Source organism: Methylobacterium phyllostachyos, from assembly GCF_900103445.1.
GTDB classification, from domain to species: Bacteria; Pseudomonadota; Alphaproteobacteria; order Rhizobiales; family Beijerinckiaceae; genus Methylobacterium; species Methylobacterium phyllostachyos.
This window is the reverse complement of record NZ_FNHS01000014.1, coordinates 96,769-117,326: the sequence shown is the minus strand read 5'-3', so window position 1 is coordinate 117,326 and position 20,558 is coordinate 96,769. Positions and strand designations below refer to the sequence as shown.

The 20,558-nt window shown below is 69.8% G+C and carries 22 protein-coding genes; 12 read left to right on the top strand and 10 right to left on the bottom strand.

What is annotated here, in order from left to right; translation table 11 throughout:
• Position 1 precedes the first annotated feature (1 nt).
• Positions 2 to 694: a molybdate ABC transporter permease subunit gene (gene modB / locus BLQ49_RS21675; RefSeq protein WP_091719532.1), complete on the top strand. Its 693-nt coding sequence runs from the start codon at positions 2 to 4 to the stop codon at positions 692 to 694.
• Positions 695 to 736: 42 nt separating this feature from the next.
• Here the strand turns inward: modB and BLQ49_RS21670 are convergent, their stop codons facing one another.
• Positions 737 to 1,402, bottom strand: a complete 666-nt coding sequence (locus BLQ49_RS21670) for a glutathione S-transferase (protein ID WP_091719530.1) — start codon at positions 1,400 to 1,402, stop codon at positions 737 to 739.
• Positions 1,403 to 1,461: 59 nt separating this feature from the next.
• Between BLQ49_RS21670 and modC the strand changes: the two genes are divergently transcribed.
• From modC to BLQ49_RS21645, 5 genes are all read left to right on the top strand, one after another.
• Positions 1,462 to 2,565 carry a molybdenum ABC transporter ATP-binding protein gene (gene modC / locus BLQ49_RS21665; protein ID WP_091719724.1) on the top strand — a complete coding sequence of 368 codons (1,104 nt, stop codon included), beginning with the start codon at positions 1,462 to 1,464 and terminating at the stop codon, positions 2,563 to 2,565.
• Positions 2,566 to 2,683: 118 nt separating this feature from the next.
• A complete protein-coding gene (locus tag BLQ49_RS21660) occupies positions 2,684 to 3,130 on the top strand; it encodes a TadE/TadG family type IV pilus assembly protein (protein WP_091719528.1) in 447 nt (148 codons plus the stop codon).
• A complete protein-coding gene (locus BLQ49_RS21655; protein WP_091719525.1) occupies positions 3,127 to 4,770 on the top strand; it encodes a TadG family pilus assembly protein in 1,644 nt (547 codons plus the stop codon). Before BLQ49_RS21660 ends, BLQ49_RS21655 begins: the two co-directional genes overlap by 4 nt.
• Positions 4,771 to 5,149: 379 nt before the next feature.
• Positions 5,150 to 5,617 carry a nuclear transport factor 2 family protein gene (locus tag BLQ49_RS21650; RefSeq protein ID WP_091719523.1) on the top strand — a complete coding sequence of 156 codons (468 nt, stop codon included), beginning with the start codon at positions 5,150 to 5,152 and terminating at the stop codon, positions 5,615 to 5,617.
• 5 nt (positions 5,618 to 5,622) lie between these two features.
• Positions 5,623 to 6,171 (top strand): TetR/AcrR family transcriptional regulator, encoded by a 549-nt coding sequence (locus BLQ49_RS21645; RefSeq protein ID WP_091719521.1) that lies wholly within the window; start codon positions 5,623 to 5,625, stop codon positions 6,169 to 6,171.
• A 5-nt stretch (positions 6,172 to 6,176) separates the two neighbouring features.
• Here the strand turns inward: BLQ49_RS21645 and BLQ49_RS21640 are convergent, their stop codons facing one another.
• From BLQ49_RS21640 to BLQ49_RS21620, 5 genes are all read right to left on the bottom strand, one after another.
• A complete protein-coding gene (locus BLQ49_RS21640; protein ID WP_091719519.1) occupies positions 6,177 to 7,337 on the bottom strand; it encodes a M20 aminoacylase family protein in 1,161 nt (386 codons plus the stop codon).
• Entirely contained in the window at positions 7,334 to 8,602 is a 1,269-nt protein-coding gene (locus BLQ49_RS21635) for a GNAT family N-acetyltransferase (RefSeq protein ID WP_091719517.1), read from the bottom strand. The genes BLQ49_RS21640 and BLQ49_RS21635 overlap by 4 nt, the downstream gene beginning before the upstream one ends.
• A gap of 130 nt (positions 8,603 to 8,732) precedes the next feature.
• Positions 8,733 to 9,044, bottom strand: a complete 312-nt coding sequence (locus BLQ49_RS21630) for a lysozyme inhibitor LprI family protein (RefSeq protein ID WP_091719515.1) — start codon at positions 9,042 to 9,044, stop codon at positions 8,733 to 8,735.
• Positions 9,045 to 9,133: 89 nt separating this feature from the next.
• Entirely contained in the window at positions 9,134 to 9,880 is a 747-nt protein-coding gene (locus BLQ49_RS21625) for a glycerophosphodiester phosphodiesterase family protein (protein ID WP_091719513.1), read from the bottom strand.
• Positions 9,881 to 9,882: 2 nt separating this feature from the next.
• Positions 9,883 to 10,356: a RidA family protein gene (locus tag BLQ49_RS21620; RefSeq protein WP_091719511.1), complete on the bottom strand. Its 474-nt coding sequence runs from the start codon at positions 10,354 to 10,356 to the stop codon at positions 9,883 to 9,885.
• 270 nt (positions 10,357 to 10,626) lie between these two features.
• Here BLQ49_RS21620 and BLQ49_RS21615 point away from each other — a divergent pair, with 270 nt between their 5' ends.
• From BLQ49_RS21615 to BLQ49_RS21600, 4 genes are all read left to right on the top strand, one after another.
• Positions 10,627 to 11,817, top strand: a complete 1,191-nt coding sequence (locus tag BLQ49_RS21615; protein ID WP_091719722.1) for an aspartate aminotransferase family protein — start codon at positions 10,627 to 10,629, stop codon at positions 11,815 to 11,817.
• 168 nt (positions 11,818 to 11,985) lie between these two features.
• Complete coding sequence (gene argF / locus BLQ49_RS21610) at positions 11,986 to 12,966, top strand: ornithine carbamoyltransferase (protein WP_091719509.1); 981 nt, start codon at positions 11,986 to 11,988, stop codon at positions 12,964 to 12,966.
• 232 nt (positions 12,967 to 13,198) lie between these two features.
• The gene (locus BLQ49_RS21605; protein ID WP_091719507.1) at positions 13,199 to 14,224 is read left to right on the top strand and encodes an Hsp33 family molecular chaperone; all 1,026 of its coding nucleotides are present in this window, start codon (positions 13,199 to 13,201) and stop codon (positions 14,222 to 14,224) included.
• 170 nt (positions 14,225 to 14,394) lie between these two features.
• Entirely contained in the window at positions 14,395 to 15,615 is a 1,221-nt protein-coding gene (locus BLQ49_RS21600; protein WP_091719506.1) for a hypothetical protein, read from the top strand.
• Between the two features lie 194 nt (positions 15,616 to 15,809).
• Here BLQ49_RS21600 and speG read toward each other — a convergent pair whose 3' ends face one another.
• Genes speG through apaG form a run of 3 tightly spaced genes read right to left on the bottom strand, consistent with a single transcriptional unit; the run spans position 15,810 to position 17,972 of the window.
• Complete coding sequence (speG, locus tag BLQ49_RS21595) at positions 15,810 to 16,358, bottom strand: spermidine N1-acetyltransferase (protein WP_167627757.1); 549 nt, start codon at positions 16,356 to 16,358, stop codon at positions 15,810 to 15,812.
• A 14-nt stretch (positions 16,359 to 16,372) separates the two neighbouring features.
• Positions 16,373 to 17,542, bottom strand: coding sequence for an acetylornithine deacetylase (gene argE, locus BLQ49_RS21590; protein ID WP_091719502.1), 1,170 nt, complete (start codon positions 17,540 to 17,542; stop codon positions 16,373 to 16,375).
• 37 nt (positions 17,543 to 17,579) lie between these two features.
• Positions 17,580 to 17,972: a Co2+/Mg2+ efflux protein ApaG gene (gene apaG, locus BLQ49_RS21585; protein WP_043355208.1), complete on the bottom strand. Its 393-nt coding sequence runs from the start codon at positions 17,970 to 17,972 to the stop codon at positions 17,580 to 17,582.
• A gap of 275 nt (positions 17,973 to 18,247) precedes the next feature.
• On the opposite strand from apaG, the gene BLQ49_RS21580 reads away from it, so the two are divergent.
• Together BLQ49_RS21580 and BLQ49_RS21575 are read left to right on the top strand one after the other, a co-directional pair.
• Positions 18,248 to 19,372: a 2'-deoxycytidine 5'-triphosphate deaminase gene (locus BLQ49_RS21580; protein ID WP_091719500.1), complete on the top strand. Its 1,125-nt coding sequence runs from the start codon at positions 18,248 to 18,250 to the stop codon at positions 19,370 to 19,372.
• A 21-nt stretch (positions 19,373 to 19,393) separates the two neighbouring features.
• Entirely contained in the window at positions 19,394 to 19,855 is a 462-nt protein-coding gene (locus tag BLQ49_RS21575; RefSeq protein WP_091719498.1) for an Lrp/AsnC family transcriptional regulator, read from the top strand.
• A gap of 16 nt (positions 19,856 to 19,871) precedes the next feature.
• On the opposite strand, the gene BLQ49_RS21570 is transcribed toward BLQ49_RS21575, so the two are convergent.
• Positions 19,872 to 20,393 (bottom strand): cysteine dioxygenase family protein, encoded by a 522-nt coding sequence (locus BLQ49_RS21570; protein ID WP_091719496.1) that lies wholly within the window; start codon positions 20,391 to 20,393, stop codon positions 19,872 to 19,874.
• Positions 20,394 to 20,558: the final 165 nt, after the last annotated feature.

Below are 20,558 nucleotides of genomic sequence, written 5' to 3'. Positions count from 1 at the left end.
CGTGCTGAACCTGAGCCCGGCGGAATGGACCGCCGTCGCCCTGAGCCTCAAGGTGGCCACGGTCGCCACGCTGGCGAGCCTGGGCCCCGGCCTCGCGATCGCCTGGGTCCTGGCGCGGCGCCGGTTCCCCGGCCGGGCGCTGCTCGATGGGCTGGTCCACCTGCCTCTGATCCTGCCGCCCGTGGTGACCGGTTACCTGCTGCTGCTGGCTCTCGGGCGGCGGGGACCGGTCGGGGGTCTCCTCGCGGAGGTCGGGATCGTCCTGGCGTTCCGCTGGACCGGCGCGGCGCTCGCCTGCGCGGTGATGGGGTTCCCCCTGATGGTGCGGGCGATGCGGCTGTCGATCGAGGCGGTGGACCGCCGCCTGGAGCAGGCCGCCGGAACGCTGGGTGCGAGCCCGCTCGCGGTGTTCCTCACCGTCACGCTTCCGCTCAGCTTGCCGGGCTGCATCGCCGGCGCCGTCCTGGCCTTCGCGAAGGCGATGGGCGAGTTCGGCGCCACCATCACCTTCGTGTCGAATATCCCCGGTGAGACCCAGACGCTGCCCTCCGCGATCTACACGCTGACCCAGGTTCCAGGCGGGGAGGGGCCGGCCCTGCGCCTCACCCTGGTGTCGATCGCCATCTCGGTGACGGCATTGCTCGTCTCCGAGTTCCTGGCCAACCGGGTCGGGCGACGGCTGGGCGCGGGTTGAATGTTGGCACCGGCTCCACACCCTGCGACGGCAACCGGGATGTCAGGCGGCCCCGGCATATGCGTAGGGACCGCCCGCCTCCAGCGCCCGACGATAGGCCGGGCGCGCCTGCACGCGTTCCAGCCATGCCCGGACCTGCGGACCTGTCCCGGTCCCGCGTGCGGCGAAAGCTTCCAGGGGGAAGCTCATCATGATGTCGGCGGCGGTGAAATCCGCGCCGCAGAAATACGGTCTGTCGGTCAGTTCCGCTTCCCAGAAGGCCGCATGCCGGCGCAGGTCGGGATCGACGAAGCCCCGCAGCACGGTGTCGGCGATCCGGCGCACCAGCGGGCGGAGGAGCCACGGGCTGCCCGGGGCCAGCCGGGAGAAGATCAGCTTGAGCAGGAGTGGCGGCATCGCGGATCCCTCGGCGTAGTGCAGCCAGTAGATGGCGCGTGCATGCGCCTCAGCCCCGGGAGCCGGCATCAGGGCACCGCCGGCCTTGGCGGTGAGATAGGCGACGATCGCTCCGGTCTCCGCGACGACGACCCCTTCGTCGGCGATGACCGGGGACTTGCCCAGCGGGTGGATGGCCATCAGCTCCGGGGGCGCCCGCATCGTCCGGGGATCGCGTTCGTAGCGTTTCACCGCGTAGGCCAGACCGAGTTCCTCCAAGAGCCAGAGCACGCGCTGCGAGCGGCTGTTCTCAAGGTGGTGGACCACGATCATCGCGACTCTGCCCCCGCCGGCGCCGGACGCCGCCGCCCATGGTATCCGAGTTGCCGCTCGTGAGCATCCAGGTCGACGTCACCCTCCGCCGGGGCGCCTTCACCCTGGATGCGGCCTTCACGGCCGGCCCCGGCCTCACTGCCCTGTTCGGGCGCTCGGGTTCGGGGAAGACCACGTTGATCGACCTGATCGCCGGTCTCGCCCGGCCGGACCGGGGCCGAATCATCGCCGACGGCACCACGCTGGTCGACACGCAGGCCCGCCTCTTCCTCCAGCCCCATCGGCGGCGCGTCGGCGTGGTGTTCCAGGATGCGCGCCTGTTCCCACATCTCAGCGTGCGGACCAACCTCGCCTACGGCCGCGTCTTCGCCCGGCACCGGGCCGATCCCGCACATGTCGATGCGGTGACCGGGATGCTCGGCATCGGCCATCTGCTCGACCGCCGCCCCGCCGGACTCTCCGGGGGCGAGCGCCAGCGGGTCGCGATCGGCCGTGCGCTGCTGGCACGGCCGCGCCTCCTGTTGATGGATGAGCCCCTGGCGGCGCTGGACGAGGCGCGCAAGGCCGAGATCCTGCCCGCGATCGAACGCCTGCGCGACGAGGCCGGCGTGCCGATCGTCTATGTCAGCCACGCGGTCTCCGAGGTGGCACGGCTCGCCAACACGGTGATCGTGCTGGAGTCCGGTCGCGTGGCCGCCGCCGGCCCGGCCGAGGCGGTATTGCGCCGGACGGATCTCGCGCCGATCCACGCAGCCGAGGCCGGGGCACTGCTGGACATGGTCGTGGAGGCGACGGATTCGGAGAGCGGCCTCACGCGCCTATCCGGCGCTGTGGGTCGCCTGCTGGTGCCGGGGCTCGCGCGCCCGGTTGGCACACGTCTGCGGGTGCGGATCCCCGCCCGCGACGTGCTGATCGCCACGATACATCCGCAGGGGCTGAGCGCGCGCAACGTCCTAGCCGGACGGATCTGCGGGATGGTGCCGTCGGGCTCCGAGATGGCCGTGGAGATCGACTGCAACGGCGCACAGATCGTGGCGCGGGTGACCGCCGCTGCCGTCCGCGACCTCGACCTCGACCTCGGACGACCCGTCCATGCCATCGTCAAGAGCGTCGCCTTCGATGCTGCCGGGATCGGGCAGATGCGCGCCTGTGTCGCGATCTGAGGTCGCCCAAATCCCACCTAAGCTGCGTCTAATAATGAATACACAACCCTTGGTTAGGATTTGCGCGACACGATAGGTTGAAGGGAAGCGCAAAACACAACCCTGAGAGGCAAGTTCGATGGGCATCCGATCCCCGCTCGCGCGCTTGGCAATGACCGGATGGGCCTGCCGCCGCGGCAGCTCCGCGGTCGAGTTCGCCCTTGTTGCACCTTTGCTCCTGCTGCTCTTCGCCGGGATCGCGATGTTTGGCATCTGCCTCGGAGCGGCCCACAACCTACGCCAGATCGCCGCCGAGGCGGCCCGCGCCTCCGTGGCCGGCATCACCGACAGCGAACGGGCGACCCTGGCGCAGAACACCGTCGCTCGCAGCCTGAGCACCGGGGCCATGTTCCGCCCGGGCAGCCTGGCCGTTCAGGTCGGAGCCGATCCGAACGACGCGATGATCTACACGGTGACGGTCACGGCCGACACCTCGGCCCTCGGCATCAACGCCTTCTCGCGCCTGCTTCCGCTGCTGCCGACGCTGCTGCGCAGCACCGTCAGCGTCCGGAAAGGCGGCTTGTGATCCGGCGGATCGCGGGTCGGGCCCGACGCTTCGGGGCGGCGCGCAGCGGCAATATCACGATCCTGGTGGCCCTCGGCAGCACAATCCTGATGGCCGCCGGCGCCGTCGGGATCGATCTCGGCATGGTGTTCCAGGCGCGACGCAAGGCGCAGGGCGCCGCCGACATCGCCGCGATGGTCGCGGCCATCGACCCGACGCAGGCCGACACGATGGCGCGCCGTTCGCTGAGCGACAACGGCTACGCCGCGGCGTCCGCCACGGTGAATACCGGGACCTACGATGCGAGCGTCTCGGCGACTGCGCCGGGCAGCCGCTTCACCGTGGGGGGAAGCCCGGCGAACGCGGTGCGGGTCGGTCTCTCGACCTCGGTGCCGATCACCTTCGCGCGGGCGATCGGGCTTGCCGCCTCGGTTCCGCTGCGGGTGACCGGGACGGCCGCCAGCGCGCAGTTTGCGGCCTTCAGCATCGGGGCGGGCACCCTGCGGCTCGACAACGGCATCGCCAACGGCCTGCTGGGCGCGCTGCTCGGCACCCGGCTGTCGCTCAGCCTGAGCGACTACAATGCCCTGCTCGACACTCGGGTCGACGGGCTGCGGGTCCTCGATGCGCTGGCGACGAGCCTGAACCTGGGGGCGGCGAGCTACACCGATATCGTGCAGGCCAATGCCAGCGTCGGGCAGATGCTGATGGCCATGCGGGTCGCCGCGCAGGGCAACAGCGCCGCGGTCAATGCCCTGTCGAGCATCCTCAACGCGCTGCCGAATGCCGGCAACCTCATCTCCATCGGCCAGGTTGATCCGCTGGGTGACGCGGCGGGGCTGGCGCCGCAGCGCGGCCTGGCCGGGCCGTCCGTCGAGCTGCTGAATATCCTGGGCGCCACCGCGGCGCTGGCGAATGGCCAGAACCAAGCGTTCGTCGATCTCGGCGCCACCGTGCCGGGCCTGCTCTCGGCCCGCCTGACCGTGGCGATCGGCGAACGGCGGCGCAGTTCCGGCTGGGTCCGTCCCGGGAGTTCGAACGCCACCGTCAGGACCGCGCAGACACGCCTGCTGATCGAGACCACGGTTGCGGCCCCGCTTGGCCTGGGCACACTCGCCCTGCCGCTCTACGCCGAGGTGGCGCCCGCCCAGGCGACCCTGCGCGCCCTCAGCTGCTTCGGCGCCAGCGGCCGCCAAGTCGCGATCGATGCCCAGACCGGGCTCGCGACCCTCGCGGTCGCGGCGATCCCGCGCGCCGCGATCAACAGCGGCACCGCTGCGCCGGACCTGTCGCAGCCCGCGGCCCTGATCGCCCTTCCGCTGGTGACGGTCTCCGGGCGGGCGCAGGCTACGGTCGGTTCAGGCGCGCAGACCCTCGTCTTCTCGGATGCGGACATCGCCAACCGCACGGTCAAGACGGTCACGTCGACCGCCCTGACCCAATCGCTGACCGGGAGCCTGCTGCGCGGGATCGCCCTGAACATCAACGGCATCGGCGTGAGCCCGCTGCTCCAGACCTCCCTGATGGCAACCTTCGCCGCCCTCACGCCCGGACTCGATCTCCTGCTCGACACGACCTTGCGCAGCCTGGGGATCCGCCTCGGCTACGCCGACGTCGACGTCGATGGAACGCTCTGCAACCAAGCCGTGCTCGTGCAGTGAGCCGCGGCGTCCGGGGATCGGCGTCAGCCGAGTTGCGTGAGCAGCGTGAACGCACCGAAGATCAGGACCGACCCCACCGCGGCGGCCAACAGGATGAGGGCCGTTCGCGATTCGCGCAGTTCCGGTGACATGGCCCCTCCCGATCCCGGTTTTCGTTCGCCTGCGAAACACCAGGCGTCGAAATACGCACCGTTGTGGCTGTCTGTCGACTGGAGTCGATGGAATGGCGGCAGGCCGACGACGGTTTCAACCTTCGTATGAAGGCCCGAAAGCGCCAGCCGTCATATCCGCCAATATCGATCGCCGCAGGGCCGGTTGACCCTGAAACCAACGCGTGGTCTGTTTGTACCGATCGGTACAACCCCTCGAGGATCCGCGCGTGTCAGACCGTCCGCCCCTTCCGCCCTTCACAGCTGACACCGCCGCCCAGAAGGCCCGCATGGCCGAGAATGCGTGGAACGGCCGCGATCCCGAGCGCGTCTCGCTCGCCTACACGGTCGACAGCGTCTGGCGGAACCGCAGCGAGTTCCTCTCCGGGCGCGCGGCGATCGTGGCCTTTCTCCAGCGCAAGTGGGCGCAGGAACTCGAGTACCGGCTGATCAAGGAAGTCTGGACCTTCGGCGGAGATCGGATCGCGGTTCGCTTCGCCTATGAATGGCACGATTCCGACGGGCAGTGGTTCCGGTCCTACGGCAACGAGAACTGGGAGTTCGACGCCCACGGCCTGATGCGCCGCCGGATCGCCAGCATCAACGACCTCGCGATCGCACCCGCCGACCGGAAGTTCCACTGGCCGCTGGGTCAGCGCCCCGACGATCATCCGGGGCTCACCGACCTCGGCCTCTGACGGCAGTGACCGGACGGGCCGAAACGCTGTCGGCGCTCGCGGAGGTGTTTCGTGCGTACGGCTACGAGGGCGCCAGCCTTGCGCTGATCAGCCGGGCGACGGGCCTGGGGAAGGGCAGCCTGTACCACCTGTTCCCGGGCGGGAAGACCGAGATGGCCGCCTGCGTGCTCGCCGAGATCGATGCTTGGTTCGAGACCAACATCTTTTCACCGCTCCGGGACGGCGGGCCGGAGGCGGTCCCGGCGATGTTCGACGCCGTGGAGCGCTATTTCCAGTCGGGACAACGGGTGTGCCTCGTCGGCGTGCTGGCCCTCGGCAGCGGTCGCGATCGGTTTGCCGACGCCGTGCGGGACTACTTCGCCCGCTGGGTCGCGGCGCTCGCGTCCGCCCTGCGGCGGGCGGGTCACGATCCGGCCGCCGGCACGGCGCTGGCCGAAGAAGCGGTCGCGCAGATCCAGGGTGCGATCGTCCTGTCGCGAGCCCTCGGGGAGCCCACCTTGTTCACCCGCACCATGGCAGCCCTGAGAAGCAGGACCGCCATGGCGGCCGGTTGAGGGCTTCAGGCGGCCGTGCGGCGCTCGACCATCCGGGCCAGGAACGCGCTGCCGACCGGGATGATCGAGTCGTCGAAGTTGTACCCGGCATTGTGCAGGCCGGGGCCGGGGTTGGCGCCGAGCCAGACATAGGCGCCGGGCACCGCCATGGTCATGTCGGCGAAATCCTCGCTGCCCATCTTGGGCGTGACGTTGGTCTCGACCATGTCGGCCCCGAGCAGTTCGGTCGCGATTTCCGTTGCGGCGGCGGCCTGCTCCGGAGCGTTCTCCAGCACGGAGAACACGTCCTGCAGATCGACCGTCACCTCGGCGCCGTAGGCCGTGGCGAAGCCCGCCGCCAGCTCGCGCATGCGGGTGCCGGCGAGCGCCCGGATCTCCTTGTCGAAGGTGCGGATCGTGCCGGCGAGGTGCGCCGTCTCCGGGATCACGTTGTAGGCGGAGCCGGCCTCGATCCGGGTGATCGACAGCACGATCGACTTCAGCGGGTCGGCGTTGCGCGAGACGATCGATTGCAGCGCCTGGGCGAGCCCGGTGGCGATGATGATCGGGTCGGTCCCCCGATGCGGCTGGGCCGCATGGATGCCCTTGCCGCGGATATGGATGTCGAAGAAGTCGGCCGCCGCCATGATCGGGCCGGGCCGCAGCTTGATCGTGCCGGCGCCGCCGCCCGGCTGGTTGTGCAGGCCGTAGATCTCGTCGCAGGGGAACTTTTCGAAGAGCCCGTCCTTCAGCATGGCCCGGGCGCCGCCGCGGCCCTCCTCGGCGGGCTGGAACACGAAGACCGCCGTGCCGTCGAAATTGCGCGTCTCCGCGAGGTAGCGCGCGGCGCCGAGCAGCATCGTGGTGTGACCGTCATGGCCGCAGGCGTGCATCTTGCCCGCATAGGTCGAGCGATAGGGGAGGTTGGTCTCCTCCTCGATCGGCAGGGCGTCCATGTCGGCGCGCAGGCCGATCCGGCGGCCGTTGTCGGTGCGGCCCTTGAGCAGACCCACCACGCCGGTGCCGCCGATCCCGCGATGCACCTCGCAGCCGAGCTTCTCCAGCATGTCGGCGACGATGCCGGACGTGCGAACCTCCTCGAAGCCGAGTTCGGGATGGGCGTGGAGGTCGCGGCGCAAAGCCGTCAGCTCGTCGGCATAGGCCTTGATGTGGTCGATCGGACTCATGGTTTGGAACTCTCAGGCGGGGATGTCGTGGAGGGCTCCGCGCCGTCGCAGGAATCGCCCCCGTCCGTGCGCCGGAACGGCGTCAGGGTGTCGAGGACGTCCACCGCCTCGGCGACGTGGGCGCGCTCGCGCTGCAAGTAATCGGCCACGGCGCGGCGGAGCGCCGGGTCGGCGATGTCGTGGGCCGAATGCATCAGCACCGGCCGGTAGCCGCGGGCGAGCTTGTGCTCCCCCTGCGCGCCGGCCTCGACCCGCTTCAGGCCCCGGGCAATCGCGAAGTCGATCGCCTGATAGTAGCAGACCTCGAAATGCAGGAACGGGTGATCCTCGATGCAGCCCCAGTTTCGGCCGTAGAGGGCCGTATCGCCGATGAGGTTGATCGCGCCCGCGATATAGTCGCCGGCCCGCTTGGCCATCACCAGCAGCACCCGGTCGGCCATGCGCTCCGACAGGAGCGAGAAGAACTTCCGGTTGAGGTAAGGCCGGCCCCATTTCCGCGAGCCGGTGTCCATGTAGAAGGCGTAGAACGCGTCCCAATGGGCCTCGGTGATGTCGGCGCCGGTCAGGTGCTCGACGGTGATGCCGGGCTCGAGCGCGTCGCGGCGCTCTTTCCGGATGTTCTTGCGCTTGCGCGAGGCGAGGGCGGCGAGGAAATCGTCGAACGTGGCGTAGCCGTCATTCTCCCAGTGGAACTGCTGGTCGGTGCGCTGCAGGAAGCCCGCGGCGCCGGCCCGGTCCCACTCGGCCTCGCGCATGAAGGTGACGTGGATCGAGGAGGCCTTGGTCTCGCCCCGCAGCGCCCGCAGACCGGCGACCAGCCCGGCCGTGGCCTCATCCGGATCGGCCCCCGGCGCGATCAGGAAGCGCGGGCCGGTCACGGGCGTGAACGGGATGCTGACCTGGAGCTTCGGGTAGTAGGAGCCACCGGCCCGCTCGTAGGCGTCGGCCCAGCCGTGGTCGAAGACGTACTCGCCCTGGCTGTGCGATTTCAGGTAGCAGGGCACCACGCCGAGCCGTTCGCCGTCGCGCTCGACGGAGACGTGGAGCGGCAGCCAGCCGGTCCGGCGCGAGACACAGCCGGAATCCTCCAGCGCCGATAGGAAGGCGTGGGAGACGAACGGGTTGTAGGTCTCGTCACCCGCCGCCAGCGTCTCGGACGAGAACGCGCAGGCATCCCAATCCGCCGCGCCGATCTCCTTGAGTCCGGGAAGCGCCCGCACGGTGAGCGTGGGGGTTTCCGGCGTCGGCCCGGGTGCTTGCTTCATGCCTTGAGTCTAATCCCTGCCCGGGCGGGGGCAAGCGGGCGGATGCGCGCGGCGGGGTGGGCGGCCTTTCAATGACGCCTCTGACGAAACTCTTGGCGCGTCCCCTCACACCAGAGACGGCTGAGACCGATCACTCCCCGAACCGGCCGACGCAGGTGACGTCCCCTTCCTCGCAGGTGAGGTAGCCGGTCAGTACCTTGGTCCGAGCGGCCGTCACACGGGCGAGGCAATCGGCGTGAACCTGCGGCTGCATCGAGCCACCCTCGACGCCCATGGCTTCGAGGGCGCAGCTCGCATCCCGGAACGGTAGCCACGCTTTCTGAGCTGCCCGCAGACCGTCCCTCGTCTTCGGACCGATCTGCTTCATGAGCTTGGCGTAGGCGACGTTCATCGCCGCATCCGCACGCTCATAGGTGGCCCCGGCGCAGGCGTTCAGGTCCATCTGTGTCGTGCCAGCGCACGGATCGGCCGATCGCGCCGGCGCCCCCGCCCCCGCACAGAGCAGCACGGCGAGACATGCGGCGGCGCGCCTCACGGAACGAAGCCTTCGAACACCATCTGGTTCGCATGCGTGCCCGCGCGGGCACGCTGATCTTCGGTCCGCACCGTCCAGGCCATCACCGGGATCCGCCCGAGCAGCCGACAGAGATAGGTCGGCGCGCAGGGCAGATCGTCCACCCGCCAGGACAGGAAGTCAGGCCGGGTCTCATCGAAGTGGAGGAGATCGGACAACGCTCGGCGCATGCTCGGCGGCAGCGCCGCATAGATCGGATCGTCCTGGGTCGTCTCGGCCACGATCCCCCGCGGGATGTCCGGGCAGAGGCTGCGCAAGGCCGCGACCACCTGCGGGTCGAAGGATTTGAGCGCCACCGGCCCCATATAGGCTTTGGCCACCTCGGCCGCGCGGGTGGCCAGCCGCAGGTCGCCGTCGTAGCGGGACTTGACCTCGATCACCACCGGCACCGCCCCGGCCACCGCGGCCAGAAAGGCCGGCAGGGTCGGGATCGTCTCCGCGGTCCCGCCGATCGCCAGGGTCCCGAGATCGACGGCCGAGCGCTCCGCCACCGCCTCGCTCGCCCCGGTCAGCCGGCCGAGGGCGGCGTCGTGGAACACCATCGCCTCGCCGTCCTGGCTGAGCTGAACGTCGCACTCGATGGCGAAGCCGCCGGCGACCGCCGCCCGGGCTGCGGCCAGCGTGTTCTCCAGCCGGCCCGCCGCCCGGTCGTGCAGCCCGCGATGGGCGATCGGCCGTGCGGTCAGCCAGTCCGGCGCCGCCATCGTCAGCGGACCTCGAACATCGCTTCGACCTCGACGGCCGCGTCGAGGGGCAATTCCGCGACGCCGACCGTGGAGCGGGCGTGGCGGCCCTGGTCGCCCAGAAGCTCGACCATCAGGTCGGACGCGCCGTTCATGACGCCGGCCACCGCCGAGAATCCCGGCGCCGCGTTGATGAAGCCGCCGAGTCGGACGCACTGAACCACCGCGCGGTCGAGATCCCCCACCGCCGCCTCGAGCTGGGCGAGGACGTTCAGGGCGCAGAGCCGGGCGGCCGCCTTGCCGGCCTCGGCCGAGACGCCACCGCCGACCTTGCCCTTGTGCTCGGCCGCGATGGCGCCGTCGGCGCCGAAGCAGACCTGGCCGGAGATCACCACGAGATTGCCGGTACGCACGAACGGCACATAATTGGCCACCGGCGCCGCCGCCTTCGGCAGGGTGAGGCCGAGCGCCTGCAGGCGTTCCTTGATGGTGCTCATCGGAGGCTCCGTCGCTGATCGAAATCCGCCGGAGCAGGAGCATGGCGGCCCCCCGTCACGCAAGGGGCGCAGTCCTTGCAGCGGGTAGAAATCGGGTGTTCCCAAGCATCGCGCAGACCTGCCACGCGGGTGCGGAGAACATTGAATCGTTGACAGGGCCGCACGCTTTCATAGTAATCGCGCGCGTGCCGCCCCTGATTGAGGCGGCACTTTCATTTGGAGCCGGCTAACGCTTGCTCCGGGATCGATTGAAGAACGGAGATGGGATCCGTGACGTCAGCCCTTCTGCCGACCTATGTCCGCGCGCCGCTCGCCTTCGAGCGCGGCGAAGGCGCTTGGCTCGTGACGGAGGGCGGGGAGCGATATCTCGATTTCGGCGCCGGCATCGCGGTCAACGCGCTGGGCCACGCCCATCCCCACCTCGTCGGCGCGCTGACCGAGCAGGCGAATCGGATCTGGCACAGCTCGAACCTGTTCGAGATCCCGGGCGGCGAGCGTCTCGGCCAGCGCTTCGTCGACGCGACCTTCGCGGACGTGGTGTTCTTCTGCAACTCGGGGGCCGAGGCCAACGAGGCGGCGATCAAGATCGCGCGCAAGTACCATGCGGCCGGCGGCCATCCCGAGCGCTTCCGGATCGTGACCTTCGCGGGCGCCTTCCACGGGCGGACCCTGGCGACCCTCGCGGCCGGCGGCCAGCAGAAGTACATGGAGGGCTTCGGCCCCAAGGTGGAGGGGTTCGATCAGGTCCCGGCCGGCGATTGGGCGGCGCTGGAGGCCGTGATCGGCCCGGAGACGGCGGCGCTGATGATCGAGCCGATCCAGGGCGAGGGCGGCGTGCGGGTGATTCCCCATGCCGATCTCCGCCGCCTGCGCGAGATCTGCGACGCCAACGACCTGCTCCTGATCATGGACGAGGTCCAGACCGGCATCGGCCGCACCGGCAAGCTGTTCGCCCATGAATGGTCGGGCATCACGCCGGACATCATGAGCGCCGCCAAGGGCATCGGCGGCGGCTTCCCGATGGGCGCGTGCTTGGCCACCCGCGAGGCCGCCCGGGGCATGACCGCCGGCACGCACGGCACCACCTTCGGCGGCAACCCGCTCGCCATGGCGGTGGGCAACGCCGTGCTGGACGTCGTGCTGGGCGAGGGCTTCCTCGATCGGGTTGCCCGGTCCGGCCTGCTGCTCAAGCAGAAGCTCGCCGCGCTCCGCGACCGGCATCCCCACGTCATCGAGGAGATCCGCGGCGAGGGGCTGATGCTCGGCCTCAAGCTCGGCGTGCCGAACACCGACTTCGCCGCTGCCGCACGCGACGCGCATCTGCTGGTCATCCCGGCGGGCGACAACATCGTCCGCCTGCTGCCGCCGCTGACCATCGGCGAGGCGGAGATCGACGAGGCGGTCCGCCGCCTCGACACGGCCGCGTCCGGCTTTGAGGCCGTGCGCGGCGCGGCCGAGTAGGTCCTCACGCGAGACCATCGAACACCGCCCGCCGCCCCGCGGCGGGCGGCCCGAAGCGTTTCCGGACACGATCGATTCCGTCGTGTTGGACGGAAAGGCCCCTGCAAGGAGGTAGAGTACGGTTCATGATCAGGTGATCGTTGAGCGGACTCTAGTTATTGTGACGCGATGAAAGCCCAGATGAATGGCCGGGCGAAGGCCCCGGCCCCGCACCTGAACGGTGCCGGCCCCCGTCATTTCCTCGACCTGAAGGATTTCTCCGGGGCGGAGCTGCGCCGGGTCCTCGATGCCAGCGCGGCCATCAAGGCGGTGCGGCGCAAGGGCGAGCGCGCCGCCGATCGTCCGCTGACGGGCAAGACCCTGGCGATGGTGTTCGACCGGCCCTCGACCCGCACCCGCGTTTCCTTCGATGTGGCCATGCGCGAGCTCGGTGGTGAGACGCTGATGCTCACCGGCTCCGAGATGCAGCTCGGCCGCGGCGAGACCATCGGCGACACCGCGCAGGTGCTGTCCCGCTTCGTCGACGCGATCATGATCCGCATCCTCGATCACGGACAGATGCTGGAGCTGGCCGAGCACGCCACCGTGCCGGTGATCAACGCGCTCACCAAGGTCTCGCACCCCTGCCAGATCATGGCGGACGTGCTGACCTTCGAGGAGCATTGCGGGCCGATCCAGGGCCGCACCGTGGCGTGGTCGGGGGATTCCAACAACGTCCTGGCGAGCTGGGTCCACGCCGCGGCGCGGTTCGACTTCACCCTCAACGTCGCGAGCCCACCCGAGCTGGCGCCGCCGCCCGCTTTAATCGCCTGGGCCAAGCAGGAGGGCGCGAAGCTCAACGTCACCACGGACGCCTTCGCGGCCGTGGACGGGGCCGACGCGGTGGTCACCGATTGCTGGGTCTCGATGGGCGACGACGACGAGGCCCACCGGCACAACCTGCTGAGCCCCTATCAGGTCAACGCCAAGCTGATGGCGGCGGCCAACCCGGACGCGATCTTCATGCACTGCCTGCCGGCCCATCGCGGCGAGGAGGTGACCGCCGAGGTGATGGACGGCCCGCGCTCGGTGGTGTTCGACGAGGCCGAGAACCGCCTGCACGCGCAGAAGGGCATCCTGGCTTGGTGCCTGGGCGCAAGTGGGCTTTGAAGCCGGGCTCGCGCCCGCGGGTTCGGCACACCATATAGGGTAAAGCGGGCGGCATGCGCGGCCCGTATCCCCATCACGGCTGCCGTCAGGCGGCATCCCGGCGAGGATGAGGCGCGATGCGTCCGTCCTCCCGCCGGGCGCGGGCGGGGTGAGGGATCGCTCCACCCGGGTCAGCCCCTCACGCCGCTCGGCGCCCATGTCATCGCGAACTGGCGCATCGATCGGAGCGGGCATGAGTTCAGGAACACCATCGCATTCGGACACCGCACAGGCCGGCAACGGCCACATGGGCGGTGACGACGCCGTGCTGCCCTTCGCCGTCGAGGCGCTCGACGTGCGCGGGCGCGTTGTGCGGCTCGGCCCCGCCGTCGACACGATTCTGCGGCGGCACGGCTATCCGGATCCGGTGGCGCGGCTGCTTGGCGAAGCGGCGGCGCTGACGGTGCTGCTCGGCTCCTCGCTCAAGTTCGAGGGTCGGTTCCAGCTCCAGACCAAGACTGATGGCCCGGTGGCGATGATCGTGGTCGATTTCGAGGCCCCCGATCGCCTGCGCGCCACCGCGCGGTTCGAGGCGGAACGCGTTGCCGCCCTCGGCTCCGGCCCGCTCAAGGATGCCGACCTGATCGGCACCGGGCACCTCGCCATGACGATCGACCAGGGCACGTCGGCCAGTCGCTATCAGGGCGTCGTCGCCCTCGAAGGCCAGAGCCTGGAGCAGGCCGCCCACCAGTATTTCCGCCAGTCCGAGCAGATCCCGACGGAGGTTCGCCTCGCCGTGGCCGAGGCCGTGGAGGAGGGGGCCGGGCACTGGCGCGCTGGCGGCCTGCTGGTGCAGTTCCTGCCCCAATCGATCGACCGGGCCCGCCTCGCCGACCTGCCGCCCGGCGACATCCCGGAGGGGCACACGCATCTCTCCGGCGAGGCCCCGGAGGACGACGCTTGGGCGGAGGCGCGCTCACTGGTCGCCACCATCGAGGATCACGAGCTGATCGATCCCAACCTGTCGAGTGAGCGGCTGCTCTACCGGCTGTTCCACGAACGGGGCGTGCGCGTCTTCGATCGGCAGGCCGTCCAGGAGACCTGCCGCTGCTCACAGGAGCGAGTGATGGGCATGATCCGCTCGTTCTCGCCGCAGGAGCGGCGCGACATGGTGGCGGATGACGGGCGCATCGTCATCACCTGCGAGTTCTGCTCCCGGCGCTACGATCTCGATCCTGCAGCGGTCGAAGCCGAGATCGCCGATCAGCCGAAGCAGTAGAACCTGGCCTCACGGCCGATCGCCCAGGCTTTCGTCAAGGCTTTACGGCCAAGCTTTGCCCGCGAAACGCAGAGGCATCGGTATTCGTTGCGCGAATTTTTCAGGAGCCTGACTAGAACCGTTTCCGGACCTTCGACGTTGCGTGGCGGATTCAACATTGGAGGAACGCCATGCAGAGATTGTCGATCGGTTTGGCCGCGCTGCTGATGAGCACCTCGGTCTACGCGCAGCAGGGCAGCGCCGAGCGGGGGCCCGGGATGGCCGGCCGCGCCGGGCAGGGCGGGTCCGAGTCGAGCATGAAGTCCGGCGCCGAGGGTGGTCGGATGGGCGGCGGCGAGCGTGGTGATCGGGGCGCCATGCAGGGCGGCCAGCAGGGCACCCAAGCGGCCGCCGACCGGAAGGCCGGTCCGGGTCAGGCCGGGCGGGACCGCGGCGGCGAGGGCCGGATGACGCAGGATCGTGACCCGGGCAACCGCGGTGACCGGGCCGGCGCCGAGCGCGGCGACCGCGACAATGCCCGCACCGCAGACCGGAACGCCCGTGGTGATCGCGATGGCGCCCGTGCCGAGCGCGACGCGCGTGGCGACCGCCGGAGTGATCGGGTCGATGTCCGCGGCCGCACCGATGTCAGCAGCCGGACCGACGTGCGGACCGATCGGGTCGAGGGTGGCTTCCGCCGCGAGGGCCGCTTCGTGCTCATCGGCGGGCGTCGGGTCGTGTACGGCTCCCCCGAGTACCGCCGCCTGATCGTCGAGCACCGCGGCCCGCGCGAGCGCTACGTGGTGATCCGCGGCCAGCGTGTCCTCTACGGCTCGCCGGAGTATCGCCGCCTGGTCAGCGTCCGCGAGACCGGACCGCGTGAGCGCTACGTCGTCATCCGCGGCCAGCGCGTTCTGTACGGCTCGCCCGAGTATCGCCGCCTCGTGTCGGTGCAGGAGGATCGCTTCGTGACGATCCACGGCCAGCGGGTCCGTTACGGATCCGCGGAGTACCGCCGTCTCAGCGGCGGCGGCACGGTCAACGCGAGCTTCCGCTCGGAGCAGCGCGCCGGTGCCCGGTTCGACAACCACGGCGAGCGGGGTCGGGATGGCGTTCGCTACGCCTCGCGCACCGAGGGTCGTGACGCCGGCCGCACGGATCGCGGGACCGACCGCAACGGCCGGAATGACGGCCTGCGCAACAGCGACATGCGCGGCAACCAGCAGGACGGCATCCGCAACGCCTCCGACCGTGGCAACCAGCAGGGCGGCATGAAGTCCGGCGCCGAGGGCGGCCGGATAGGCGGCGAGCGCAGCGGCATGCAGGGCAACACCCAGGGCGGCGGCAGCATGGGCGGTGCCCAGGGCGGCAGCCGGACCGGTGGCGGCCAGCCGGGTGCCGGGCGCAACTGAGCGACGTGATTTAGGGGAGGGGCCTTCGGGCTCTTCCCCCGTCTCGTCACCAGTTGATACCACCGTCTTTGCGAGCGGAGCGAAGCAACCCAGTCGGCGCGACGCTAACCTCCGTCGCGTTGCCCTGGGTCACTTCGCTTCGCTCGTGATGACGGAGAGGACTGCATAATCCGCAGCCATAATCTCCAGCCGCCTCATACCTTGAGCACCGGCTCAGCGATGTCGCCCCCACCGCGGGCTTTCAGGTAATCCGGCTGGAACAGGCACATCCGGACCGCATCGCGGTAGCGCCCGTTCACGAAGAACTCGTCCTTCAGCACGCCCTCGGGGCGGAAGCCGCAGCGCTCGTAGATGCGCACCGCCCGGGCGTTGTCCCGGTCGACGTGCAGGTAGAGCTTGTGGATGTTGAGCACGCTGAACGCGTAATCCATGGCGATCCGCGTCGCCTGCCACGCGTAGCCCCGGCCCTGGAAGCTCGGGTGGATCGCGATCTGGAACTCGCAGCGCCGGTGCAGGTGGTTGATCTCGACCAGCTCGATCAGCCCGGCCGGCTCGCCGCTCGGATCGGCCACGATGAAGCGGCGTTCGCTCTGGTTGTGGATGTTGCGCTCGTAGAGCTGCTGCAGTTCGGCGAAGGACTCGTAGGCCTCCTCGAACCAGTAGCGCATGATGCTGTCGTTGTTGTTGAGCTGGTGGACGAAGCGCAGGTCCTCCCGCTCCAGCGGCCGCAGCTTGATGGTCACGTCGGTCAGCGGTCTCATGCCGCACAGGCCTCGATCAGGTCACGCAGGAATCGTTCGCCCTGGGCGAGGGCGTCCAGGGTGATGAATTCGTCGGGCTGGTGGGCCTGCGCGATGTCGCCCGGCCCGCACACGACGGTCGGCAGGCCCGCCGCCTGGAACTGGCCGGCCTCGGTGGCGTAGGGCACCGCCACGGTGCGGTTGCGCCCGGCGAGCCGCAGGCACAGGCGCTCCGCCGCCGAGCCAGGATCCGGGGCGAGGCCCGGGATATCGACCTCCTCCAGGGTCTCGATCCGCCCGAACGCGCCGTAGCGGTTGAGCCGCTCCCGGGTCACCCGCGCGACCTCCTCGGCGAACAGGCGCGGAATCTCGGCCGGATCGAGGTCCGGCAGGCCGCGATACTCCCAATGGAAACGGCATTCCTTGGCGATGATGTTCCGGGCGGTGCCGCCGTGGATCGTCCCGACATGGACCGTGGTGGCGGCCGGATCGAACCGGCCCGAGGCGTCGCCGCGCTCGATCATCCGGTCGGCGATCCAGTTGAGGCCGGCCACCAGCTCGCAGGCGGCCGTCACGGCGTTCGCCCCAAGGGCCGGCCGGGCCGAATGGGCCTCGCGGCCGTGCACGGTGGTGAGGCAGGTCACGATGCTCTTGTGCGCGTCCGCCACCTCCAGGCCGGTCGGCTCGCCGACGATCACGGCGCCGGGCCGCGGCAGGTCGGCTCCGAAGCGGGCAATGCCGTCCATCGAGCCGAGGCAGGTCGTCTCCTCGTCGTAGGAGAGCAGGATGTGGATCGGCCGCTTCAGATCGGCCGCCAGCATGTCGGGCACCAGGGCGAGCGCGAGGGCGTCGAACCCCTTCATGTCGACCGCGCCCCGGCCATAGGCCCGGCCGTCGGCGACGCGCAGGGTGAACGGGTCGCTGCTCCAGGCCTGCCCCGCCACCGGCACCACATCGGTGTGGCCGGACAGCACGACGCCGCCTTCGGCCATCGGGCCGATCGTAGCGAGCACGGCGGCCTTGTCGGCGGCCGCGTTCGGCAGCCGCAGGTACGGGACGCCCCATCCGTCGAGATAGGCGCAGACCGAGTCGATCAGGGCGAGGTTGGACTTGTCGCTCTCCGTGTCGAAGGACACGAGGCGGGCCAGCATGTCGAGCGGGCTCAGCCGCTCGCCGGTCGCGGGCATGGATTCCTCCGGGGCGAAGCCCCAGACCGACGGGGCCTCAGTGCAGGCTGCGGCGGACGTGCGGGCTGTCGAGGGAGAAGGCGGGGATCTCGGCCTCGAAGCTCTCACCGGCCACCGTCGCCATGGTGTAGCTGCCGGCCATCAACCCGTCGGGCGTGTTGAGCGGGCAGCCACTGGTGTAGCAGAAGGACTCGCCGGGCTCCAGCACCGGCTGCTTGCCGACCACGCCAGTGCCACGCACCTCCTGGCAGGCCCCATGCCCGTCGATGATCCGCCAGTGGCGGGAGCGGAGCTGAACCTGCTCGCTGCCGTTATTCACGATCTCGACCGTATAGGCGAAGAAATAGCGGCTCTCGTTCGGCGAAGATTCCTCCTCGACGAAACGAGACTGGACGGTCACACTAATTCCCCGCGTCTCAGCCTTGTACATCGCCCTATTTGGCCCTTCTTTCGGACGATACGATTCGCTGAAGCCGAACGAAACGCGCTTCCTGGGCGGTCGTAGTTGCCTACAGAATCCCCGTCAATTGCGGCGGACTACCTCGCGCGATCCTGGGCCCCGCGCCAGGCTGATTCGGGCGCCGATCGGGAAGGGGGTGCCCTGCGGCGGCTGGCCGAACGCCTTAAGGCCGCGTTAGCCAGTGCCGGAGGAAAACGGAGCCGGACGCGGACCGGCCGGCGGCGCGCGAGAGGGGTACGGGCGCGATGACAGCGGGCGCAGCCACGGGAGGGCCCGATTCGGGCACCGGGAGCCGCAGCGGCATCCTGCCGGCCCAGGCCATTTCGGCGTTGGCGCGCGCGGGCGGGATCCGCACGGAGAGCCCGTTCGCCGCCGACCAGATCCAGCCGGCCAGCATCGACCTGCGCCTCGGCGCCACCGCCTACCGGGTGCGAACGAGCTTCCTGCCGGGGGCGGGGCGCACGGTTCAGGCCTGCGTCGAGCGTCTGGCGCTGCACCGAATCGACCTGCGGCCGGGGGCGGTGCTCGAAACCGGCTGCGTCTACATCGCCGAGTTGCAGGAGCGGCTGGCGCTGCCAGGCGACCTCGCGGCGGCGGCCAACCCGAAAAGCTCCACCGGGCGGATCGACGTGTTCACCCGGGTGATCACCGACCGGGGCGAGGCGTTCGATCAGGTCGAGCCCGGCTATGACGGCCCGCTCTACGCCGAGATTTCCCCGCGCACCTTCCCGGTCCTGGTCCGCACCGGCTCGCGCCTGTCGCAGATCCGCTTCCGCCGCGGGGCGCCGCGGCTGAACGAGGCCGAACTCGGCCTGCTCCATGCCCGCTCGGCCCTGGTCGATGCGGGCAGCCCGTCCTTCCAGGGGGGCGTGGCGGTCTCGGTGGATCTATCGGGATTCGACGGGCTGATCGGCTACCGCGCGAAGCGGCATACCGGCCTCGTGGACGTGGACGCCCCCGGGAGCCACAGGGCCGCCGAGTTCTGGGAGCCGCTCGCGGCCGACGGATCGGGCAGCCTGATCCTCGATCCCGGCCAGTTCTACATCCTGGCGTCGAAGGAAGCCGTGCAGGTCCCCCCTGACCACGCCGCCGAGATGGTGCCGTTCGATCCGCTGGTCGGCGAATTCCGCGTCCATTACGCGGGCTTCTTCGATCCGGGCTTCGGCTATGCCGGGGCAGGGGGCGCGGGCGCCCGGGCCGTGCTGGAGGTGCGCTCGCGCGACGTGCCGTTCCTGCTGGAAGACGGCCAGATCGTGGGCCGCCTCGTCTACGAGCGCATGCTCGACGTGCCCGAAACGCTCTACGGCGCCGGCGCCGGCTCGAACTATCAGGCGCAGGGGCTCAAGCTCTCGAAGCACTTCGTCCTGTAGCGCGCGAGGAGCATCGATCGCATGGACGCGGTGGACCGGAAGATCCTGGACATCCTCCAGCAGGACGCGACGTTGCCCGTGGCCGAACTCGCCGAGCGGGTCGGCGTCAGCGCGGCGCCGTGCTGGCGCCGGGTGAAGAAACTCGAAGCCTCCGGGGTAATCCGGGGCCGGGTCGCCCTGGTCGACCGCCGCAAGGTCAACGTGCCGACGACGGTGTTCGTGGCCGTAAAGGCTCCGCGCCACGCCGCTGACTGGTCGGAGGCGTTCCGCCGGATCGTCGCCGACTTCCCCGAGATCGTGGAGGCGTGGCGCCTCACCGGTGAGATCGATTACCTGCTGCGCATCGTCGTGCCCGACATCGAGGCCTACGACGCCGTGTACCAGCGGCTCATCGCCAAGCTTGAGTTTTCGAACCTGTCCTCCTCCATCGCCATGGAGGAGATGAAGTACACGACCGCCGTCCCCACGCTCTACGTGGCGTGAGACCGAGGCAGCGGTTTCAGCCCGCCGCGATCTCGTAGGTGCGATGGATCGACGATTCCTGTGCCCGGTGATCGTAGCCGTAGACGTGGATCGAGACTGCCGCCTCCGGCCCGTCATTGGCAATCCGGTGCAGGTTCGGCCCCGTCGGCATCATGCAGGCGACGAAACCGGGCTCGCGGACAACATCCTGGGTCGCCACCGCGTGCGTGTCGCTGATCGGCCGGTACCACGTCTCGCGCAAGGTACCGCGCAGCAGCCCGAAGCAGCACGAGCAGTGGTGATCGTGCACCGGCGTCACGGCGCTCGGCGCCCACACCATGGCCCAGACGCTGATCGCCTCGGTGCCGAACAGCAGGTTGCGGGTCAGGCCCTCGCTCCGGCCGACGAGCCGCGACGGATCAAGCAGCTCCGGCCGGGACAGAAGATGCTGCAGCGTCTGGCGCGCGGCGGCGAGATAGGCTCCCGGGGGCCGGCGGACCGAGGCGGCGAGATCCGCCATCATCGCCGCGACGTCGGCGGACGGGGTCGACTGTGCCATCGCGGATCTCCTGCGCTACGATGTCCGAACACCCCGGTATCGTATCGCGCGCCGGCCGTTTCGCGGTTGCGTTGTTCACTCCAATTGCCGGGCATCGCGCAAGCCCATTGCGCAAGCCAACCATTCGACGAAATATGATTTCACCTCGCCGATTTTGAGCTTGTG